At 73.2% G+C, this 20,679-nt stretch carries 22 protein-coding genes; 11 read left to right on the top strand and 11 right to left on the bottom strand.

Features of this window, described 5'->3' with window-relative positions:
• Nucleotides 1–19: 19 nt before the first annotated feature.
• Nucleotides 20–610 carry a carbonic anhydrase gene (locus AB0I49_RS13745; RefSeq protein WP_363227129.1) on the bottom strand — a complete coding sequence of 197 codons (591 nt, stop codon included), beginning with the start codon at nt 608–610 and terminating at the stop codon, nt 20–22.
• A 157-nt stretch (nt 611–767) separates the two neighbouring features.
• Between AB0I49_RS13745 and cynR the strand changes: the two genes are divergently transcribed.
• Nucleotides 768–1,781, top strand: a complete 1,014-nt coding sequence (cynR, locus tag AB0I49_RS13750) for a transcriptional regulator CynR (protein ID WP_363227130.1) — start codon at nt 768–770, stop codon at nt 1,779–1,781.
• 69 nt (nt 1,782–1,850) lie between these two features.
• Here the strand turns inward: cynR and AB0I49_RS13755 are convergent, their stop codons facing one another.
• Nucleotides 1,851–2,360, bottom strand: a complete 510-nt coding sequence (locus AB0I49_RS13755) for a MarR family transcriptional regulator (protein ID WP_363227131.1) — start codon at nt 2,358–2,360, stop codon at nt 1,851–1,853.
• A 76-nt stretch (nt 2,361–2,436) separates the two neighbouring features.
• Here AB0I49_RS13755 and AB0I49_RS13760 point away from each other — a divergent pair, with 76 nt between their 5' ends.
• Together AB0I49_RS13760 and AB0I49_RS13765 are read left to right on the top strand one after the other, a co-directional pair.
• Nucleotides 2,437–2,847, top strand: coding sequence for a hypothetical protein (locus AB0I49_RS13760; protein WP_363227132.1), 411 nt, complete (start codon nt 2,437–2,439; stop codon nt 2,845–2,847).
• Nucleotides 2,844–4,394, top strand: coding sequence for an FAD-dependent monooxygenase (locus AB0I49_RS13765; protein ID WP_363227133.1), 1,551 nt, complete (start codon nt 2,844–2,846; stop codon nt 4,392–4,394). The genes AB0I49_RS13760 and AB0I49_RS13765 overlap by 4 nt, the downstream gene beginning before the upstream one ends.
• 55 nt (nt 4,395–4,449) lie before the next feature.
• Here the strand turns inward: AB0I49_RS13765 and AB0I49_RS13770 are convergent, their stop codons facing one another.
• The gene (locus AB0I49_RS13770; protein WP_363227134.1) at nt 4,450–5,631 is read right to left on the bottom strand and encodes a 4-hydroxybenzoate 3-monooxygenase; all 1,182 of its coding nucleotides are present in this window, start codon (nt 5,629–5,631) and stop codon (nt 4,450–4,452) included.
• 195 nt (nt 5,632–5,826) lie between these two features.
• Between AB0I49_RS13770 and AB0I49_RS13775 the strand changes: the two genes are divergently transcribed.
• The 3 genes from AB0I49_RS13775 to AB0I49_RS13785 all read left to right on the top strand — a co-directional run bounded on the left by AB0I49_RS13775 (nt 5,827) and on the right by AB0I49_RS13785 (nt 8,084).
• Nucleotides 5,827–6,381: a helix-turn-helix domain-containing protein gene (locus AB0I49_RS13775; protein ID WP_363227135.1), complete on the top strand. Its 555-nt coding sequence runs from the start codon at nt 5,827–5,829 to the stop codon at nt 6,379–6,381.
• A gap of 273 nt (nt 6,382–6,654) precedes the next feature.
• A complete protein-coding gene (locus AB0I49_RS13780; protein WP_363227236.1) occupies nt 6,655–6,867 on the top strand; it encodes a hypothetical protein in 213 nt (70 codons plus the stop codon).
• Entirely contained in the window at nt 6,864–8,084 is a 1,221-nt protein-coding gene (locus AB0I49_RS13785; protein ID WP_363227136.1) for an amidohydrolase family protein, read from the top strand. The genes AB0I49_RS13780 and AB0I49_RS13785 overlap by 4 nt, the downstream gene beginning before the upstream one ends.
• Before the next feature lie 38 nt (nt 8,085–8,122).
• Here AB0I49_RS13785 and AB0I49_RS13790 read toward each other — a convergent pair whose 3' ends face one another.
• Nucleotides 8,123–9,229 (bottom strand): FAD-dependent oxidoreductase, encoded by a 1,107-nt coding sequence (locus AB0I49_RS13790; protein WP_363227137.1) that lies wholly within the window; start codon nt 9,227–9,229, stop codon nt 8,123–8,125.
• A 60-nt stretch (nt 9,230–9,289) separates the two neighbouring features.
• On the bottom strand, nt 9,290–10,201 hold the full coding sequence (locus AB0I49_RS13795; RefSeq protein ID WP_363227138.1) for an RNA polymerase sigma-70 factor: 912 nt from the start codon (nt 10,199–10,201) through the stop codon (nt 9,290–9,292).
• 179 nt (nt 10,202–10,380) lie between these two features.
• On the opposite strand from AB0I49_RS13795, the gene AB0I49_RS13800 reads away from it, so the two are divergent.
• From AB0I49_RS13800 to AB0I49_RS13815, 4 genes are all read left to right on the top strand, one after another.
• A complete protein-coding gene (locus AB0I49_RS13800; RefSeq protein ID WP_363227231.1) occupies nt 10,381–10,443 on the top strand; it encodes a hypothetical protein in 63 nt (20 codons plus the stop codon).
• A gap of 161 nt (nt 10,444–10,604) precedes the next feature.
• The gene (locus AB0I49_RS13805; protein ID WP_363227140.1) at nt 10,605–11,246 is read left to right on the top strand and encodes a histidine phosphatase family protein; all 642 of its coding nucleotides are present in this window, start codon (nt 10,605–10,607) and stop codon (nt 11,244–11,246) included.
• A gap of 306 nt (nt 11,247–11,552) precedes the next feature.
• The gene (locus tag AB0I49_RS13810; protein ID WP_363227141.1) at nt 11,553–12,182 is read left to right on the top strand and encodes an MSMEG_1061 family FMN-dependent PPOX-type flavoprotein; all 630 of its coding nucleotides are present in this window, start codon (nt 11,553–11,555) and stop codon (nt 12,180–12,182) included.
• Nucleotides 12,183–12,211: 29 nt separating this feature from the next.
• Nucleotides 12,212–13,120 carry a PDR/VanB family oxidoreductase gene (locus AB0I49_RS13815; protein WP_363227142.1) on the top strand — a complete coding sequence of 303 codons (909 nt, stop codon included), beginning with the start codon at nt 12,212–12,214 and terminating at the stop codon, nt 13,118–13,120.
• A 99-nt stretch (nt 13,121–13,219) separates the two neighbouring features.
• Here AB0I49_RS13815 and AB0I49_RS13820 read toward each other — a convergent pair whose 3' ends face one another.
• A complete protein-coding gene (locus AB0I49_RS13820) occupies nt 13,220–14,335 on the bottom strand; it encodes a methyltransferase domain-containing protein (RefSeq protein ID WP_363227143.1) in 1,116 nt (371 codons plus the stop codon).
• A gap of 211 nt (nt 14,336–14,546) precedes the next feature.
• Nucleotides 14,547–15,485 carry an alpha/beta hydrolase gene (locus AB0I49_RS13825; protein WP_363227144.1) on the bottom strand — a complete coding sequence of 313 codons (939 nt, stop codon included), beginning with the start codon at nt 15,483–15,485 and terminating at the stop codon, nt 14,547–14,549.
• A gap of 262 nt (nt 15,486–15,747) precedes the next feature.
• On the opposite strand from AB0I49_RS13825, the gene AB0I49_RS13830 reads away from it, so the two are divergent.
• Nucleotides 15,748–16,638, top strand: coding sequence for a helix-turn-helix transcriptional regulator (locus AB0I49_RS13830; RefSeq protein ID WP_363227145.1), 891 nt, complete (start codon nt 15,748–15,750; stop codon nt 16,636–16,638).
• Nucleotides 16,639–16,689: 51 nt separating this feature from the next.
• Here the strand turns inward: AB0I49_RS13830 and AB0I49_RS13835 are convergent, their stop codons facing one another.
• From AB0I49_RS13835 to AB0I49_RS13850, 4 genes are all read right to left on the bottom strand, one after another.
• On the bottom strand, nt 16,690–17,634 hold the full coding sequence (locus AB0I49_RS13835) for an SMP-30/gluconolactonase/LRE family protein (protein ID WP_363227146.1): 945 nt from the start codon (nt 17,632–17,634) through the stop codon (nt 16,690–16,692).
• Nucleotides 17,635–17,738: 104 nt separating this feature from the next.
• On the bottom strand, nt 17,739–18,668 hold the full coding sequence (locus tag AB0I49_RS13840; RefSeq protein WP_363227147.1) for a GNAT family N-acetyltransferase: 930 nt from the start codon (nt 18,666–18,668) through the stop codon (nt 17,739–17,741).
• A complete protein-coding gene (locus AB0I49_RS13845; protein ID WP_363227148.1) occupies nt 18,665–19,657 on the bottom strand; it encodes a hypothetical protein in 993 nt (330 codons plus the stop codon). The genes AB0I49_RS13840 and AB0I49_RS13845 overlap by 4 nt, the downstream gene beginning before the upstream one ends.
• Before the next feature lie 44 nt (nt 19,658–19,701).
• A complete protein-coding gene (locus tag AB0I49_RS13850; RefSeq protein WP_363227149.1) occupies nt 19,702–20,616 on the bottom strand; it encodes an SDR family oxidoreductase in 915 nt (304 codons plus the stop codon).
• Nucleotides 20,617–20,679: the final 63 nt, after the last annotated feature.

Genomic DNA, 20,679 nt, shown 5'->3' on the forward strand with positions numbered 1-20,679 from the left:
TCGGTGGGGGCGGGCAGGGTCAGGCCGCGAGTGCGGCAGGGCCCGCGGCGGGCACGTCCTCGACGCGGCCGGTCGCGATGTCGAACACCCAGCCGTACAGCGTGACCTTCCGCTCCGCCAGGGCGCGTGCGACCGACGGGTGCGTGGCCAGGTTCGCCAGTTGCGCGCGGACGTTCCCGCGCACCAGGGCCGCGACGTCGCCCGCGGCGGCGGTACGGGCCCGCGCAGCGTCCGCGTGCCGCAGCCAGGCGGCGACGGCCGGGGCGCCGCCGAGGTCGTGGCCCTCGGCCAGGGCGGTCATCGCGCCGCACGCGGAGTGCCCGCAGACGACGATGGACCGCACGCCCAGCGCGGCGACGGCGTACTCGACGCTCGCCGCCACCCCGTCGGCGCCGGGGGTGTGGGCGGGCACGAGGTTCCCGGCGGTACGGATGACGAACAGGTCGCCCGGCTCGGCGCCGGTGATCAGCTCGGGCACGACGCGGGCGTCGGAGCAGCCGATGAACAGGGTGTGCGGGCCGTGGTGGGCGGCCAGGCGGGCGAAGAGCTCCGCCTTGGCCGGGAAGACGTCGCGCCGGAAGCGGGCGACGCCCTCGGCGAGGTCCTGCATGGATCACTCCCTCCGGTGGTGATCGGCCCCTCGGGGCCTTGGGCCGGCCGGATCGGTCTGCTGTCGACCGGCCTGGGACCCACCATGCATGAGCTGCACCTATAGCGTCCAAGAGCTGTTATCGATAGAAGTCAGTGGTCACATCTATAGTTGTGCCATGGCCGTTCTGGAACTGCGTCACCTGCGGTATCTGCTCGCCGTGGCCGAACACGGCAGCTTCACCCGCGCCGCCGAGGACCTGCACATCTCCCAGCCCACGCTCTCCCAGCAGATCAGGCAATTGGAGCGCACCCTGGGCGTGCGGCTGCTGGACCGTACGGGGCGGACGGTGCGGCTCACCGACGCGGGAACCGTCTACACCGACCACGCCCGGCGCGCCCTGCGCGATCTGGCCGCCGCCGAGCGCGCCGTCCACGACGTCCAGGACCTCTCCCGCGGCCACCTGCGCCTGGGCGTCACCCCCACCTTCACCGCCTATCTCACCGGCCCGCTCACCGCCGAGCTCCACGCCCGCCACCCCGGCATCGGACTGACCGTCGTCGAGACGACCCAGGACCGCGTCGAAGCCGCGCTGCTCGCCGACGACCTCGATCTCGGCATCGCCTTCGCCGGGGACCATCTGCCCGGCGTCGCCCCCACTCCGCTGTTCACCGAGACCCTGAGCCTCGTCACCGCCGCCGCGCAGCGCCCTCGCGCGGCGTCGGACCCTCTGCCCGTACACGCCTTGAAGGACCGTCAGTTGGCGCTGCTCAGCGCCGACTTCGCCACGCGTGGGCACATCGACGCCTACTTCGCCCGCCACCGGGCCGCCCCGCGCATCGCGGTCGAGGCCAACTCCATCCAGGCCCTGACCGAAATCGTGCGGCGCACCGATCTGGCCACCGTCCTGCCCGACGCCATCACCCACGACCACGCCCACCTCTCCCCCGTCCCCCTCGAACCGCCCCTGCCCACGCGCACCGTCGCCCTGCTGCACCGGCAGGGCGCCTACCGCACCGCCGCCGCCCGCGCGTTCACCCGGCTCACCCGCGATCTCGTACGCGCCCGCGGGTACGCGCCGCCGCCCGGCGGACTTCCGGCAGACGGGCTTTCGGCCGACGGGCTTTCGGCCGACGGGCTTCCGACCGACGGGCTTCCGGCCGGCAACGACAGCGCGTCAGCCGTGGACTGACGCGGCCCCGGACTGACACGGCGCGGCGGGGTCGGCCGGGCCGGCGCCCCCGCCGCGCTCGCCCCCCGCTCACCTCTCGCGGTCCCCCAAGGCGAGCAGCACCGTGCGCAGATTGTCGTTGAGCCGGCGGTGGTCCTCCGGGGACAGCACGGAGAGCAGGCGCAGTTCGGTTTCGGTCTTGGTGGCGAAGACCTCGCGGGCGCGTTCGGAGCCCTCCCGGGTGAGGCTGACCATGACCGAGCGCCGGTCGTGGGGCGCGAAGTCGCGTACGGCCCACCCCTTGGCCTCCAGTTTCGCCACGCGGTTGGTGACGGCTCCGGAGGTCAGCTGCATGGCCGCGGCCAGTTGACTGGCCGTCAGCCGGTGTTCGGGCGCGCGGAGGAGGCAGGCCAGCAGTTCCAGTGCCCACAACTCGATTCCGTGCGGGGCGAGTTCCCGTTTGAGATCGGTCTCCAGGCGGTGGGTGATGCGGCGCAGGCGGTACGCGAGGGCCTTGGCCTCCAGCGCTTCGTGGTCGTACTGCTGCGCGAGGACGTCGACCATGCCGTCGACGTAGTCGGTTGCGGGTTCCTGGGGCACTGGCGGCCTTTCGCGGTGGGGTCGGACGAGTTACCGTAAGGTTCATTATCTTAACGTTCTCCCATTGGAGGGAACCATGAGAACCGCACGCGAGAACGCCGGCGCCCTGATCACGGCGGCGGGCATCGCTGCCGCCGCTCCGTCCGTCTGGCAGACCGTCACCCACATTACGGACGAGACCTACCGCACCCCGCAGGTGCGGCACGGCGAGGGCCACGTCCAGTACCACATGGCGCGCGAGGCGCTGATCACCGCCGGGGCCGTGGGCGCCATCGTCATCGGCGTGCTGGCCGGACCGCGCCGCGGGCGCGCGACGTGGCGGGGGATGGCCGCCGCGGCGGCCGGGTTCACGGCCGCCATGTGGTCCGGCGGCCCGACCACCGGCGTCTGGGCGCCGAACCGCGCGGCGCTCGCCATCCACGTCGCTTCCACCACCGGGCTGACCGCCGGCGTCCTGCTGCTGCGCCCGAAGGGGGAAGGCCGGTGACCACGGACGTCGTCATCGCCGGGGCCGGCCCGGTCGGGCTGTTGACCGCCGCGCTGCTGGACGCGGCGGGGGTGCGCGTACAGGTCTTCGAACGCGAGGCCGGGCCCAGCGTTCACTCGAAGGCCACCACGGTGCACCCGCGCACCCTGGAGGTCCTCACCGCGTTGGAGACCGGCGGGCGGCGGCTGTCCGACGCCCTCGTCGACCAGGGGCGCACCATCCCCCGCGCGCATTTCGCGGCGCTGCCCGCGATGCTGGACTACTCGGCCCTGGAGACCCCCTTCCCGTACGTCCTGATGCTCCCTCAGGCGCGGACCGAGCGGGCCCTCACCGACTGCCTGCGCGAACGCGGCGTCCCCGTGCACTACCGCCGGCCGGTGACCGGGGCCGAGCAGGACGCCTCGGGGGTGCGGGTGCACACCGGGGGCGACGTGCACGAGGCCCGCTATCTGGTGGGCGCGGACGGCGCGCGCAGCCTGGTCCGCCGCCTTGCGGGGATCGGGTTTCCCGGCACCGACCCCTCCCTCGTCGGCTTCGCCGCCGATGTGGAGCTCGCCGATCCGCCCGCCGGGCCGTCGCACCGCTGGTTCCGGGACACCGGCAGCCTGAGCATCGTGCCGCTGCCCGACGGCCAGTACCGGATGTTCGGGACCGAACCCGCCGATACAGGGCTCACGGCCGAGGAGGTACGGGCACGACGGGCACAGCCGCAGTCTCTGGAGTGGCTGCGGGCCACCCTGCGGCGGATCACCGGCTCCGACTGCGGCGTGCGCGACGCGTCCTGGATCACGAACGCCACGGACAGCACCCGGAACGCCGACCGCTACCGCGCCGGGCGGTTATTGATCGTCGGCGACGCCGCGCACATCCACCTTCCCGCGGGCGGCCAGGGCCTCAACGTCGGCCTCCAGGACGCCGCCAACCTCGCCTGGAAGCTGGCGGCCGAACACCACGGCTGGGCACCCGACCGGCTGACCGGCGGTCCGTGCGACTACGACAGCGAGCGCCGGCCGATCTCGGCGCGGCTCGCCGCCGACACCCTCGCCCAGGGCGCCCTCATGCACACCTTCACGCCCGGAGGCGAGGCCCTGCGAGCGATGTTCAGCGACCTGATCGGGCAAGGCGGCGACCTGGCACGCGAGTTGACGGGGTGGCTGTCCGGGCTGGACCTGTCCTACTCCGCGCCGGGCGGCGCCCACCCCTTGGCCGGGACCAGGGCGCCCGACCTCGCTCTCGCCGGATCGTCCCTGCTGCACGCCCTGCGCCAGGACGCTTTCCTGCTGGCCGACTTCACGCCCTCCGGCCGCTTCGCGCACCTCGCCTCCCGCCGCGTCGACGTACGGGCCGCCCGGCCCGGCTCCGGGGTCTGGTCCACGCTGGAGGCGGCCCTGATTCGGCCGGACGGCTACGTCGCCGCAGTCGCCGCAGTCGCCACGGGATCTCCCTCCCCAGCTTCAGGCGCACTCGCGGACGCCTTCGCGGCGGAGGTGGCCGGGTGGACCACGCCCGGGAACGCGCCGTCCACGGCCGCTCGGACCGCGCGCTGACCCTTGCCCGGAGCCACGGCCCCCGAGCGCCCGCCGCATTTCGGGCAGGGCGGCGTCAGTTCAGGCCGGTGAGGAACTCGCCGAAGAGCCGGTTGGCGGTCTCCGAGTCGTAGAGGCGCTCGAACTCGGCGCGCGCCAGGCGGCGCCGAAACTCACCGTGGTAGGAGACGTCTCCCGCGTCGTGCATGAGGTCGGTGAACCAGGCGGCGAACGCCTGGTAGTTCCACACGTGCTTCAGGCAGGTGGCGGAGTAGGTCTCCAGCAGGCTCGCGTCCTGCTCCTCGACCTGCCTCAGGACGGCCGCGGCGAACACATCGGCGTCGTGCAGGGCCAGGTTCATGCCCTTGGCGCTCATGGGCGGCACGATATGCGCGGCGTCGCCGAGCAGGTACAGGCGGCCATAGCTCATCGGGTCGTGGACGACGCTGCGCAGCGGCACCAGCGTCTTGCTGGAGATCGGCCCCCTCACGGCGACCGGTTCGCCGAAGCGCGCTTCGACCTCCTCCCAGATACGGTCGTCCGTCCACTCCTCGACGGCGGTGTCCAGGGGGCACTGGAGGTAGAAGCGGCTCGCCCGCGGGCCGCGGGCGAACTGGCCGGCGAACCCACGGTCGTGGACGGCCATCATGGACTGGTGATTGGCGGGGGCCTCGGCCAGTACGGTCAGCCAGGCGTACCCGTACTCGTGGGCGTGGCGGGTCAGCTCCTGCGCGGGGATGCTCGCCCGGCTGACGCCGTGGTCCCCGTCGCAGCCGGCGATGAAGTCGCAGGCGATGATGCGGGGCGTGCCCGTGCTGTCGCGGTAGCGCACGCGCGGCCGGGGGCCGGTGACGTCTTCCAGCACCACGTCCTCGGCCTCGAAGCGGAGGTCGCCGCCGTCGCTGACGAACACGTCGATGAGGTTGCGTACGAGCACCTGCTGGGGGCAGAAGCGCCCGTCGACGTGGTCGTCGGTCACGTATCGGAAGGGCCGTGTCCCGCCGTCGATCCGGAAGTTCAGGACCGGCTCGAAAGGGGCTCCGTCGAGGACCCGGTCCGCCAGGCCCCGCTCGCGGAACATGCGCGCCGCCCGGGGGTCGACGACCCCTGCCCGCTGGCGCTGCTCGACGTATTCGCGGCTGCGCCGCTCCAGGACGACGCAGTCGATCCCGCTGCGCAGGAGGAAGGCGCCGAGAGCGAGGCCGGCGACGCCCGAGCCCACGATCACGACAGTGGTGTTTTCGTCCTTCACGGACATGGGTGGTGCTCCTCAGTGCTGTGGTCAGTTCCGTGGTCAGTGCTGTGGTCAGTGCTCTGGTCGCAGGGCGAGTCGCTCGGCGCGCTCGCGGTCGCTCCGCGCGTTTGGCGCGCCAGGACGCGGCGACATACCCTTAAGCGAAGTCGTCACTACGCATCATACGTAGTGCTCACTACGTTTTCAAAGGGGTCCGGTATGCGCCGCGATGGAGCCGCCAACAGGGAGAAGGTCCTGCTGGCCGCCGAGCACGTGTTCGCCGAGAAGGGCTCGGCCGCCTCCACCGACGAGGTCGCCCAGCGGGCCGGGGTCAGCATCGCCACCGTCTTCCGGAACTTCGCCACCAAGCAGGACCTGATCGAGGCCACCGCGGTCCGCTATCTGGAGAAGCTGACCGCCGAGGCGTTGCAGCTCGCCGACAGCCAGGACGCGGGCGCGGCCTTCGCCTCCCTCATGCAGACCCTCGCGGCGGCCGGGCCGGTGAAGATGACCCTGCTGGACCTGCTGCCGCCCCATGACGACGACGGAAAGGGCCTGTCCCAGCCGGTCACCGAGGCGGCCGACGCCTTCCGCGCGGCCCTCGACGGCGCGCTCCGCCGCGCCCAGGCCGCCGGCGCCGCCCGTCCCGACATCACCGGCGCCGACGTCTCCCTCCTCCTCCGCGCCCTCGCCTACGCCACGGACCTCAGCGAGGGAGAAGCGCTCGACCGGGCCGTGGGCATCGTCCTCGACGGCCTCGGCGTACCGCACTGACACGGATGTCGGGGAAGACGTCGTGGACGTCGTCCCGCGCCGCCCCGCGGGTCGTCGGCCCTGAAGGGGGGCCCTCAAGGGGGGCCCTGAAGGGGGGCGGCCGGGCCGGGCATAAGGCTTCCAGCGCATCGCGTAGGCGTGTCGAGCGCGTGGTCCCGGTCGGAGCACCCGACGGTATAGGTCCCGCACGCTGCGCCCGCCTCGTCTCCGCGGGTCTGAAGACCCTCAAGAGACTTCCGGGCGTCGAGCAGACACGAGAGAGGGCTGAACCCCATGCAGACGGTCCTGGGCGCCAACGGGCAGATCGCCGAAGAACTCACCCGCGAGTTCCGCGGCTTGACCCGCGACATCCGGCTGGTCACCGGAGGGCATCACCGAGATCCTCGGCTGACCTCCTTCTTCCGGGCCCCATCGGCACCGGACAACCCGCCGGCACCGACCGCGGCCGGACACAGCCTGGAACACATCGAAAGTAGGGCCGCATGAACCGCCTGCTCATCACCGACGCCCATCTGCTGCACCCGGAGACCGCCGAGATCACCGACGCCTCATGGCTCGAAGTCGCGGACGGCCGGATCGCCGCCACCGGCGCCGGCCGCGCCCCCGCGCCGGCGGACGGCGTCCGGCACATCGACGCCGCGGGCGCCACCGTCATGCCCGGACTCGTCGACGCGCACGTCCATCTGCTGCTGAACACCCTCGACAGCCAGGATTCCGCCTCCTGGACGCCCGGATACGCCACCGTCCGAGCCCTCGCCGAAGCCGGCCGCATGCTGCGCCGCGGCTTCACCACCGTCCGCGACGTCGGCGGCGCCGATCACGGAATGGCCCGGGCCATCGAGGAAGGGCTGGCCCCGGGCCCCCGTCTGATCTACGGCGGCAAGGCGCTGTCGCAGACCGGAGGCCATGGGGACATCCGCCCGCTCGGCGACGACACGCTGCCCTGCTGCCAGGCCCGCCCCGCCTTCGCCCGCATCGCCGACGGCGTCGACGCCGTCAAGGCCGCCGCCCGCGACGAGTTCCGCAAAGGCGCGGCACACCTGAAGATGCTCCTCAGCGGCGGTGTCGCCTCGCCCCACGACGAGGTCTCCGAAGTCCAGTACACCGACGAGGAGATGAGCGCGGCCGTCGCCGAGGCCGAGAACCACAACCGGTACGTGACCGTGCACGCCTACCATCCCCGCGGCGTCAACCGCGCCCTGCGGGCCGGCGTGCGCTGCGTCGAGCACGGCAACCTGATCGACGACGAGACCATCAGCCTCCTGCTGGAGAACGACGCCTACCTCGTCCCCACCCTGGTCACCTACGACCAGATGGCCAAGCACGGCAAGGCGCTGGGCCTGGCCGAGGCGTCGTACCGGAAGATCGCGGACGTCCACGAAGGCGGCCTCGCGGCCCTCGAACGCGCCCACACCGCCGGCGTCAACCTCGTCTACGGAAGCGACCTGCTCGGCCCCATGCAGACCGCCCAGCTCGAAGAGTTCACCCTGCGCGCGGAGGTCCAGCCGGCCGCCGACATCGTACGGGCGGCGACCAGCATCGCCGCCCGCCTGCTCGACCTGGAATCCCGGATCGGCACCCTGGCCGTCGGAGCCGACGCGGATCTCCTCGTCGTCGCCGGCAACCCGCTGGACGACATCGGCGTCCTCACGCGCCCGCAGGACAATCTCCGACACGTCGTCAAGGGCGGTGCCGTCATCTGACGCCGACCGTCCACGGGCCGACCGCGCTCGGCCCCGGCTCAGCGGCGCAGGGCCAGTACCGTGCCCCGCGTGACGGCTTCCTTGAAGCGGGCCGAGGAGCGGCCGGTGAGGATGGCGGTGACAGGGGTGTCGTCGCGGCGGGTGAACTGGGTGAGGCCGTCGCGGCGGCCGAGGCTGATGTTCTGCCAGACGTAGCGGAGGCGCAGCGGTTCGGGGGTGCGGCCGGTGAGCGAGGCGGCGACGCTGCGCGCGACGTACGCGCCCATCGGCAGCCCCGTCTGGCACGACATGCGCGACGCGGCGCCGTCGGGCCCGTACGCCGCGGCCGCGTCGCCCGCCGCGAAGACCTCCGGGTGGGAGGTCGAGCGCAGCGTCGAATCGACCGAGAGCAGACCGCGGTCGTCGACCGCGAACCCGGCGTCGCGCGCCAGGCCGGGCACCCGGAATCCCGCCGCCCACAGGACGGTGTCGGCCGGGATCTCGTCGCCGTCGGCGAGGACCAGGCCGTGCGCGGCGACTTCACAGACGCGGGCGTGCTCCCGGAGCGCGACGCCGTGCCGGTCCAGGGCGCGGCGGAGGTAGCCGCGACCGCGCTCCGAGAGTCCGGCGCCGAGTTCGCCCGCGGTGACCAGGCGCACCGTGAGCCCCGGGTGCGTCTCGGCCAGCTCGGCGGCGGCCTCGATGCCGGTGAGGCCCGCCCCCACCACGGCCAGCGAGCCGTGCGCGCAGGCCGTGCGCTCGCGCAGGCGGACCGCGTCCCGGTAGGTGGCGACCGCCGACGCGTGGGCGGCTGCCCCGGGAACGGCGGCGGTGTCGGCCGCGCTGCCCAGCGCGTAGACGAGGGTGTCGTACCCGAGGGCGTACGGGGCGGAGTCGAGCCGGACCGTGCGGGCGACGGCGTCGACGGAGGTCGCGCGGGCGACGACCAGTTCGATGCCCGTACCGGCGAGGAGCCGGCCGAGCGGCAGGTCCCTGAGCGGCCGGCCGGCGGCGAGCTGGTGCAGCCGTACCCGCTCGACGAAATGGCCGACGGCGTTGACCAGCGTGATGCGCACGCCGCCCCGGCCGCGCAGCCTGCGGGCCACGCCCTTGGCGGCGGACAGTCCGGCGTACCCGGCTCCCAGGACCACGATGTGATGTGTCATGCGCCGTGAACCGGCGGGCGGGCCGATTCGTGACAGCCCGTGCGATGAAGCGGTGCGGAACTACCCGCGGAGGCTCGTGAGCTGGCGGGCGGCGAAGGCGAGTTTGCCGGGGTTGATGACGGTGCGGACCGCGCTGACCCGGCCCTCGCTGATCTCCGGCACCACGATGGCGAGCAGCTCACGGCCCGCGAGGACGACGGCCGCCGGAGCGCCGTTCACCTCGGCGAACTCGGCTCTGACCTGCGCCGCCTCGGGCCGGTGCCCCAGGCCCAGCAGATAGCGGAGCACCTTCTCGCGTCCGGTGATCGGCCGGCGGGCCGCGGAGACCTGGCCGCCGCCGTCGGCCCAGGCGGTCACGTCATCGGCGAGCATCCGTTCGAGACCGGCCACATCGCCCTCGACGGTGGCGGCGAAGAAGCGCTCGACGATCTTCCTGCGCTGTCCGTCGTCGACGTCGAAGCGGCGTCGCGGATGGCCGAGCCGCTCGCGGGCCCGGCGGTGCAGCTGGCGCGAGTGGGCCTCCTCGATGCCGACGGCTTCGGCGACTTCGCGGTGGCTGTGCCCGAACGCCTCGCGCAGGACGAACACGGCGCGTTCGGCCGGAGTGAGCCGTTCCATCAGAGTGAGCAGCGCGAGCGACACGGATTCGCGCTGCTCGGCGCTCTCCAGCGGCCCGAGCGGGCCGAGCGGATCGGTCGCGGTGCGCGTGAGGACCGGCTCGGGGAGCCAGGGTCCGGCGTACACCTCCCGCCGGGCGCGGGCGGAGGTGAGCTGATTGATGCAGAGGTTCGTCATGACCTTGGTCAGCCAGGCGGCCGGGGTGCGGACGGCGGAGCGGTCGGCCGTACTCCACCGCAGATACGTGTCCTGCACGATGTCCTCGGCCTCGCTCGCCGAACCGAGCATCCGGTACGCGAGCGCGAAGAGCCGGGGCCGGTGCGCTTCGAACTCCGCGACAGCTTCCGTGGTCATGTCCGTAGCCTGCCAGGCGCGCCGGGCGGCCGGGCACGGCGCCCACCGCGAGCAGGACCCGTGCGCCACAGAGCCCGTACGCCACGGACCGCCCGACTTCCTCGGCCAGGCGGCGACCGGCTGGACTCGGGCGGCTTTCGGGTTGCTCGCCGTCGGCCCTGTCCAAGCAGATCAGTACGCTGGAGTCGCACGGGTACGTCGAGGTGCGCAAGGGGTACGTCGGCAAGCGCCCCCGCACCTGAGTGAACCTCGGCGACGCCGGACGGGCGGCGCTGGAGGCGCACGCGGCGGCCCTGCAACGGATCGTCGAGGAGTCACGGCGCACGGCCGGCGGGGGCGGCGCGGACGCCGACTGAGCGCGCGGACGTGAGCAGGACGTGAAGAGAAGGAAGGGCACGTACCCATGCGCACGCTGTACGTCGTCACCCACCCCGAGGCGACGCACCACGTCGAGGGCGTCGTCGGCGGATGGCACGACTCGCGGCTGACGCCCGCCGGCGTCCGGGCGGCGGTCTCCATCGCCGAGGCCCTGCGCTCCCAGATCCCGGACGGCGCGGAGGTGGAGCTGCACTCCTCGGATCTGCGGCGCACGGTGCGTACGGCCGAGGAGGTGGGCCGGGTCTTCGGCGTCGTGCCGTCCCTGGACGACAGGCTGCGGGAGAAGTCCTACGGCGAGGCGGGCGGAAAGCCGCAGTCCTGGCTGGACCAGCGGTTCGTGCGGCCGCCGGCCGTCGGGGAGCGGATGGAGCACGACGAGGGCGTGCGGGGCGCGGAGACCAAGGCTGCGTGGGCGCGGCGCGTCTACGCGGCCATGGACGAGATCCTGCGGAGCCCGGTCCGCCATCAGATCGTCGTGACGCACGGCGGCTCTCTGACGTTCGTCGTGGCGTCCTGGATCAAGATGCCGGTCGAGTCGGCGGGCTACGCCAGTTTCCGGGCCCCCTCCGGCAGCACCACCACGCTGCACGAGGACGACTTCTTCCACAACCGCCAAGTCGCCCGGCTCGGCGACACCCGCCACCTGGACTCCGCCCCGGCCGGCTGACCCCGCCCCGGACGCCTGCGCACTCACCGGCCTCCTCCGCACAGCCGACCGGGCCCGGCGAAAAAGTGAGCAGCAGCGATGCGGACGCGGTACCGGGCGAGCACGGCCCGTGCCCGTAAGGCTGCTCACGTGGCTGAAGTCCGCACTGGTCAGATGGCGTACGGCGGGCGGAGCGACCCCTCGAAAGCGAGTAGCGCGCGACCTGAGCAATTGCTCACAATAGTGCCGCATACTGTGGCGGAGCAGTGATCCACACCCGCCACGGGCGTCGTCCGACGCCGTCTCCCGCACATCCCGGAGGAACCCATGACGCATGTGAGCACGCGCCCCCGGCGGGTGTCCCCGGCCGAGGTCCGCGCCCGGCTCGGGGAACCCGAAGCCATGATCAAGGCCAAGATCCAGACCCGTATCGACGATCAGTTCCGTCTCTTCATAGCCCACTCCCCCTTCATGACGATGGCCACGGCGAACGCGGCGGGGCGCGTCGACTGCTCGCCCCGCGGCGACTATCCGGGCTTCGCGAAGGTCCTCGACGACCACACGCTCGCGGTGCCCGACCGGCCCGGCAACAAGCTCGCCGACTCCTTCCGCAACATCGCCGAGAACGACGGCATCGGGCTGCTCTTCCTGATCCCGGGCCTGCGGGAGTCGGTGCGCGTCAACGGCAGCGCCTACGTCACCGACGAACCCGATGTCCTCGCGCGGATGCGGACCGAGGCGAAGCAGCCGGAGCTGGCGATCGTCGTGGAGGTGGAGGAGGCGTACTTCCACTGCGGACGGGCCATCCTCCGGTCCCGCCTGTGGGACCCCGACAGCCAGGCCCTGGCCGACGAGCTGCCGACGTTCGCCGAGATGGCCGTCGCGCAGTCCGACATCGACCTGGACCCGTCGCTGCTCGAACGCGGCCTCGAAGACGCCTACCGCAAGCTCTACTGACCAGGCCGCGGCCACAAGGGAATTCTCCGATGCAACAGACCACCATCGAGCACATAGACCAGGTCGCCGAGGGCGTCGTCGCCCTCACCCTGCGCGGCGCCGCCGGCCCGCTGGAGCCCTGGGAGCCCGGCGCCCATATCGATCTGGCCCTGCCGAACTGGCTGATCCGGCAGTACTCGCTGTGCGGCGACCCGGCCGACCGGGACGCCTACCGCGTCGCCGTGCGGTACGACCCGCTCAGCAGGGGCGGTTCGGAGTACATCCACCGGTTCCTGCGCCGGGGCCGGACCCTCGACGTCTCGGCGCCCCGCAACAACTTCCCGCTCGCGCCCGCGCCGGAGTACCTGTTCCTCGCCGGCGGGATCGGCATCACCCCCCTCCTGCCCATGCTGCGGGCGGCGACCGACGCGGGGCGTCAGACCACTCTGGTGTACGCGGGGGCGACGGCCGAGACCATGCCCTTCGCCGACGAACTCCTCTCCGGCTACGGCGACCGGGTGCGGATCGTCGCCACGAAGCAGCAGGGCAGGCCGGACCTCGCCGCCCTCGCGGCCGGCCTGGGCCCCGACGCCCTGGTCTACTGCTGCGGCCCCGCCTCCATGCTCGCCGCCGCCGAGGACGCGTTCCCCGCCGAACGGCTGCACGCGGAGCGGTTCCAGCCGGTGCCCAAGACGTACGGCCCCGACACCGCGTTCGAGGCGGTGTGCGCCCGGTCCGGACAGACCGTCCCGGTACCGGCCGACGAGTCCCTCCTCGACGCCCTCAACCACGCCGGCCGCCCCGTGCCCTCCGGCTGCCGCGAAGGCGTCTGCGGCAGCTGCGAACTCACCGTCCTCGACGGCGAACCCGAACACCGCGACGACATCGGCGCCCCCACGGGCCGCATGTACGCCTGCGTCTCCCGCGCGCTGTCCCCACGCCTCGTCCTCGACCTCTGACCGGTCGCCGCCCTCCGGCAGCGCTGTCGGACATGGCCGGTGGGCGCGGTCAGCCCGCCCCGCCGGGCGGGCCCCGCTCGCCCGCCGGACGCGGCCCCCTCAAGCCCCGATGACCTGGTCAGGAGTGTGCAGCCAGGTCTGCCCGCCGCCGGGGCCGACGGTCATGCCGAAGGCCGGGGCCGGGGGCTCGCCGAGGTCGAGATAGCCGCCGTAGGCCGCCTCCACCTCCGACCACAGGTCGCGCGGACCGTACTGCCATACGGGCTCCCCGGCGTCGGCGATGGCGCCCGAGCCGTCCTGGTCCATCAGCCAGACGCGGTCGGCGCCGCCGGTCTCGGCGTGCACCATCGACACGCCCGGCAGCATCGCCCCCGCGTACAGGGCGAAGCCCAGGCTCAGCAGGTCGCGGAGCCCGATGCCGCTGGCGACGGAGCGGGCTGTCGACTGGTCCACCGGGCGGGCGGGGGCGGCGGGGCGGTGGGACTTCATCGGCATGTACGAGGCGCCGCCCTCGAACGGGCCGCTCGCCGTGCCGTCCTCGTGGACGCGGAGCCGCAGCACGGCGCCGCTCCAGAAGTCGCGGGCCATCGGGGCGACCAGGATGCCGCCCGGCACGACCTGGCGCACCAGGTCGTACGGCACGTGGCGCAGGGCGCAGGTGGAAATGAGGCGGTCGTACGGCGCTCCTGCGGCCCAGCCGTGCTCTCCGTCGGCCCGTACGACCGTGACACGCGGGGCTCCGACGGCGGCGAGGTTCTTCTCCGCCTGGTCCGCCAGGCGCGGGTCGATCTCCACGCTGACGACGCGGTCGTCGCCCACGCGCCGGGCCAGCAGGGCGGCGACGTGCCCGGTCGCGGTGCCGATCTCCAGCACGCGCTCGTGGCCCCGCACTTCCAGGCAGCCGAGCATGGCGGCGACCATGCTGGGCTGCGAGTTGGAGGACGTCGCGACGCCCGGCCCGCCCTCGTGTCCGTCGTCGACCTGGGTCACCACCGGCTCGTCGCTGTGGACCAGCCGCCACCACTCCCCCTCGTCGGTGACGGGCTCGCACCGCTCGGGGCCCTGCCGCCAGATCCGTTGAGGGATGAACCGGTGGCGGGGCGACTGCTCCCAGACGGCGCGCCAGTCCGGCGAGAGCAGGCCGCGACCGTCCAGCAGCTCGACGAGCGCGGCATACTCCGGGTGCACCGCTCCGGGGGCGTCCATCGTGGTCATCCGGTGGCCTTGCCACCGGAGCCGCCCGAACTATCGGGAGACGGCGGGGTAGGCGGCGGGGTCCACGGCTTGTCGGAGGGTGGTCCGCTGTGCTTTCCGTCATCGGCCATACGAACGCTCCTAGTCGCACCTGAGTTTGGGATTTACGCCGCCATGCTCCCCCGCTGAAAGGGCGTTGAAGCTCCGCTCACTGGAAGGAGCGAACGGACCGTCACCGTGCTGACGTGTCGGCCGGAGCCGTCGTCAGGTGTTCCTGGAAGAACGGCGCCGCAGCGGCGATGGCGCGGTCGACGTACTCGGGCACGTCGTAGAAGTCCATGTGCGTGCCGCCCTCGACGACCAGCAGCCGCTTGGGGCCGCGGGCGCGGCCGTGGAGTTCGGTGGACATCCACAGCGATCCGGCTTCGCCGCCGGCGACGATGAGGATCGGTTGGGTGAGCAGGTCCTCGACCATGTGGAAGGCGTCGAAGGTGAAGATCCGCGAGACGCTCTTGGTGAACAGGAATTGGTTCTTGGCGTTGGGGTGCTGGGCGCGCGGGGTGAGGTAGTAGTCGTTCGCCTCGACCAGGTCGCGCGGGGTGTTCTCGTCCGGTTCGGCCGGTACGTAGGGGAGGTAGGCGGGCTCGGCGCCCTGGGACGCCTCGGCGGTGCGCTGCTGGGCGAGGGCCTGGAGGGTGGGGACCGCGGCGGCGTCGGAGTCCGTGCCGAACCAGCCGCGGCGGAAGGAGGCGCCGATGTTGACGGCGCTGACCGTGGTGACCGCCTTGACGCGGTAGTCCGTCATCGCGGCGTTGACGCTGTAGCCGCCGCCCGCGCAGACGCCCAGGGCGCCGATGCGCTCCGGGTCCACGCAGTCCAGGGTCTGGAGGTGGTCGACGGCCGCGCGTACGTCCTCGACGCGGGCGTACGGGTCCTCCAGGTGGTGCGGTTCACCGCCGCTGTCGCCCTGGAACGAGGCGTCGAAGGCGAGGGCGACGAAGCCCTGCTCGGCGAGCTTGCTCGCGTACAGGTCGGCGGCCTGCTCCTTCACGCCGCCGCCGGGGTGGACGACGACGATCGCCGGGTGGCCGGCCCGCGAGTCGAGGTTCTCGGGCAGGTGGAGATTGCCCGCCATGGTGATCGGGCCGTTGGGGAAGGTGACGGTGTCCATCGTCCGCTCCTCAGGGTCGCGTGGGGTTTCGTGGGTGCGTGGGCGCTGTTCGGGTGCGCCGGGGCCGGAAATCCTCGACCGGGATATCAGGGATATCGGGGAGGGGAAATTTCCGCCCTCTGCCTGTGCCTGTCGGCCACACGAAAAACACTCGCACGCATCACGTCTCGCTCCCAGAGGAGACTTTCATCCGGGGACGCGCCTATCCAGGGAGAGAATTATCCCTGCCACCGCGGGCGCGCCCCAGGGGATACTGGCGATCATGAGCAGCAATACGCGCCCCGACGAGCTCGGGGCCTTCCTCAAAGCCCGCCGGGCCGAGCTGGGCCCCGGCTCGGTCGGGCTGCCCGAGACCGGTGGCCGCCGCCGGGTCAGCGGGCTCAGGCGCGAGGAGGTCGCCCAGCTGGTGGCGATCAGCACCGACTACTACACCCGGTTGGAGCAGGGCCGCATCCAGGGATCCGCGCCGGTGCTGGACGCCCTCGCGCGGGCCCTGCACCTCGACGACGACCAGCGGGCCTATCTGTTCGAGCTCGCCGGACGCCTCGTGGAACGGCCCGTACGGCGTACCCAGCAGAAAGTGCGGGCCCCGCTGCGTCGGCTGCTCGACGACATGGGCACCACGCCGGCCCTGGTCCTCGGCCGCCGTATGGACATTCTCGCCTGGAATCCGCAGGCGGCGGCTCTCGTCACCGACTTCTCGAGAATTCCGGAGAAGCAGCGGAACTATATTCGCCTGGTATTCACCGACCCGTCGATGCGCGAGCTGTACGCCGACTGGCGGGACGTGGCCCACACCTGTGTGGCCCAGCTGCGCATGGAGGCCGCACGGGACCCGGACAGTCCGCGCCTCGCCGCGCTCGTCGGCGAGCTGTCGGTCCAGGACGCCGACTTCCGGCGCTGGTGGGCCGCCCACCACGTGGCGATGCGCGGCATCGGGACCAAGACGCTGAAGCATCCGGTCGTCGGCGAATTGACCCTCGACTGGGACACCCTCGCCTCCACCACCGACGCCGACCAGCAGCTCGTGGTGTGGACCGCCGAACCCGGCTCCCCGTCCCACGACGCGCTGCGCGCCCTCGCCTCCTGGGCCGACGCGCCGACGGCCCAGCCCCGCCGGTCCCCCGGCACCGACGGCCCGCCGCCCGGCTGACCCTTACGCCCCGTACGGGCCGCAGCCGCCGCCGGCGTCAGCCCCTCGGTCTCATTCCCGCTGCTCGGCAGGCTCGGCGAAGCGGAAGGCGGCGGCAGGGATGCCGGGGACAGCCACCCGCGCGGTGAACACCGCGCCGTCCGCCGGGCCCGGGTCCGGCAGGCCGGTCCGGGCCGTGGTGATGTACAGCGTGCGCAGGTCGTCCCCGCCCAGGCACAGGCCGGCCGGCTGCCGGGCGGGGAGGGGCAGCACGTGGTCGAGGGTGCCGTCGGCGCGGTAGTGGTGGATGCGGGCCTCGCCCCAGATCGCGCTCCACAGCCCGCCCTCGGCGTCCACCGCCATGCCGTCGGGGTTGCCCGCGGGCACCGTGGCGAACTCCTCCAGCGCGTGCGCCGGTTCGCCGGTGCGCGGGTCGACGCGGCAGGTCAGGATCGTGCCGCGGGCGCTGTCCGCGAGGTACAGCACCGTGCCGTCCGCGCTGAAAGCGGGGCCGTTGGGAATGGTCAGGCCGCCGAAGACCCGGTGCACCGAGCCGTCGTGGTCCACGCGGTAGAGGCTGCCCGCGCCCTCGTCCGCCGCGTACGGCATGCTGCCTGCCCAGAACCGGCCGTGCGGGTCGGCGGTGGCGTCGTTCATCCGGATGGGAACGGGCGAACCGTCCTCGGGGCGGCCGAGCCACCTGGGCGCGGCACAGCCCTCACCCGTCCCATTCGTCCCGCTGGTCTCACCCGTCTCGCCCGTACGGAACAGGCAGATGCCCGTGCCCGCTGCCGCGATCCACTGTCCGGGGCGGCCCGCGACGGGTGCCACCGCGCCCAAGGGGACGTCCAGCCGCGCCAACTCCTCCAGCGGGCCGTCCCGGTGGTCGAGCGGGCCGCGCAGGAGACGGCCGCTCAGGATGTCCACCAGTACGGGGCCGCCCGGCAGCCAGCGGATGCCCTCGCCGAGGTCGAGCCGGTCCGACCAGACGGGCTTTGCGGTGGAAGCGGGGTTCATGCGGCGGCGGTTCCTCTCGTTCGGCACGCACGGGTCGTACGGGCACGAGTCGGCGTACTGGCACGGGCGTACGGGCAGCATCGTACGGGCACGAAACCGCCTGGTCAGAAGGAGTCCCCGTACCAGTGAACGGCCTCGGGGGCGCGGGGTACGGCGTGTGCGTGCTCCGGCGGGGCCAGCAGCGGGCGGATCATCCCCATGTGCTCGGTGCGGACCGTCACCCCCGTCATGAGGTGGGGCAGCGCTTCCAGCACGGCGGGGCCGGGCGCGGGCCCCCGAAGTCGCGCCGCGCGCAGTCCCGCGTGCCGGGCGCGTGCGGCGACGGCCGCGAAGAGCGCGGCCAGGGCGCCGGGTCCGGTCGCCGCGTACTCGCGTACGTCCACGGCCCCCGCATCATGCGCCGCGACCGCCCAGCCCGCCGGCCGGCCGGTGTCCGGGTCCTGCGCGACGAGCCACTCGCGGGGCGGCCCGTACCAGGCGGGCAGCCGCGTCCGCCAGTCGGCCTCGGTCCGGACCGTACTCAACGGCCGTGCGGACCGCGGGAGTCGGGCCAGATGCGGAAGGTCGGCGGGGCGCGCGGGGCGGACCCGGTACGGGGAGCCGCCGGGCAGGACGTTGCCGAGGGCGCCCTCGTGCAGCCGGGTCGGGAAGGTCTGCCAGCCCGAGCCCGTATAGACGCCGGGTGTGCCGGTGAACAGCAGCGACCACGCGCAGGACTCCGCCCGCATCGTCGCGGCCGCCGCCTGGAGCAGCGAGCGGATCAGCCCCCGGCCGCACGCCTCGGGGCGGGTCGCGACGCTGCCGATGCCGCCGACCCGTACGGGGGCGCCCTCGGCGTCGCGGATGTCGCGGGGCACGTAGACGACGACGGCGTCGATCGTGCCGTCGTCGCGGACGGCGAGGAAGGTGCGCCGGTGGCGGCCGGGGTCCAGGGCGTACAGGGCGGGCAGGTGCGGGGCGGCGCCGAAGCACGCGTCCCAGAGGGCGTGCAGGGCGGGTTCGTCGGCGGGGCGCGCGGTGCGGATGAGGCTCATAGCCGGAGGTTTCCCGTGATGAGCGCGGTGCCGCCGGGCTGGGGGAAGGCGGTGCGGCGGGTGCCGTCCTCGACGCAGGTGCTGTGCAGGGCCGAGCGGAGGGCGCCGGGGGCGAGGTGGAGGGCGCCGCCGGTGAAGCGGCAGCCGGTGGCCGACCAGTGGTTGTCGCCGTGCTCGACGCGCGCGTGCGCCGTGCTGCCTCCGGTGGCGGAGGTGACGTCGGAGAGGTCCCAGGTGACGGTGGCGTCGCTCGCGGCGCGGCTCAGGAACGCGCCGCCCGCGGGTGTCCCGGACAGGGCCGTGCCGCCGGTGAGCCGCAGGCGCTGGTCCTTCTCGGCGGTCAGGAGCAGGCCGATGCCTTCGAGGCTGCCGCCGTGGACGTGGAGTTCGGCGGCGGATACGGCGACGGGGGCGCCGTGTCCGGCCCCGGCCAGGCGGCAGTCGGTGAGGCGGACGGGGCCGGCGCCGCGCAGGGCGGCGCCGTCCAGCCCGGTCAGTTCGCAGCGCACGAAGTGGACGGGCGCGGTGACGGCGCTCTGGATCAGTACGGTGTCCGGCGGCACGGTGAACGCGCAGTCGCTGATGACGGTGGGGCGCCGCGAGCGCGTGGAGTGCTGGGCGAGGCTGAAGGTCTTCGCGGCGCAGCCGCGCAGTTGGGCGCCGTCCGCGTTGACGGTGAGGGTCCCGGCCCGGTCGAAGGTGGAGCGGGCGATGACCCGGACGTCCTCCAGGGTGAGGTCGGTGATCTTCGTGTTGGCGGTGAACCAGGAGCACACGTGCTTGCGCACGGTGACGCGCTTGGCGGACGTGCCCCACTGCGGGCCGGAGTTGGCGAGGTCCATGAGGCCGGAGTTGCCGTCGAAGAGCGGCGTGCGTCCCGCGCCCGCCGCGTGTGCCGGTGCGGCGGTCGCGAGAGCGGCAGCTCCTGCGGCGAGCCCCGCGGTGGTCAGGACGCGGCGGCGGGTGGTGGCGTCGGGCGGGCGGTGCACGGATTCCTCCACGGGGTGCGGCGGTGCACGGGTCTTCTAGGGGCTCAGCCGCCGACGCGCGAACCGCCGGCACCGCCAGCACCGCCAGTACTGCCAGAACCGCCAGTACCGCCGGCACCGCTGACCGTATTGCGGTACGGCGGCATCCAGCGCATCCGGGGCTGCTGGTCGGCGAGGACTCCGCCGTCGACCACGAGGCGCGCGCCGGTGAGGTAGGCGCCCGCGTCGGAGGCGAGGAGCAGGAGGGCGCCCACGCAGTCGTCGGGCTGTGCGTAGCGGCCGAGGGGTATGCGCTCGCGCCAGGCCGCTTCGAAGGGCTCGCGGTCGAGCGGGAATTCCCCGTCGATGGGGGTGTCGACCATGCCGGGGGCGAGGGTGTTGGCGGTGATGCCGTGCGGGGCGAGTTCGATGGCGAAGGTCTCGGTGAGCAGCTGCGCGGCGGCCTTGGACGCGTTGTAGTGCGCGAGACCGGCTTCCGCGACGAGGGCGTTCTTCGAGGTCACGGTGATGATGCGGCCGGGTGTGCCGTCGGCGGTCATGTGCTCGGCGATGCGCTGGGTCAGGAAGAAGACCGCGTCGACGTTGACCTTCATGACCCGGCTCCAGCTCTCCGGGGTGATCTCGTTGCAGCGCTCCAGGGCGGCGGTGCCCGCGTTGTTGACGAGGATGTGTACGGGCCCGACGTCGGCGCGGACGGTGTCGGCGAGGCCGGTGAGCTCTTCGGTGTGCGCGAGGTCCTGTGCGTACGTATGGCAGGTGCGGCCGAGGGCGCGGACCTGGCCGGCGGTCTCCTCGATGCCGTCGGCGCCGGGGAGGTCGACGAGGACGAGGTCGGCCCCGGCGGCGGCGAGACCGGTCGCGAAGGCGCGGCCGAGGCCGCGGGCCGCGCCGGTGACCAGGGCGGTGCGGCCGGTGAGGTCGAAGCGGTCGGTGCCGCGCGGGGCTGGCGGGTGGGTCACGGCGTGGTCCTCGGGGTGGGTACGGGGAGGGGCCCGCTCGCCCGTGCCGCCGCACTCGGGGTG

Source organism: Streptomyces sp. NPDC050617 (assembly GCF_040654795.1).
Classification (GTDB): Bacteria; Actinomycetota; Actinomycetes; order Streptomycetales; family Streptomycetaceae; genus Streptomyces.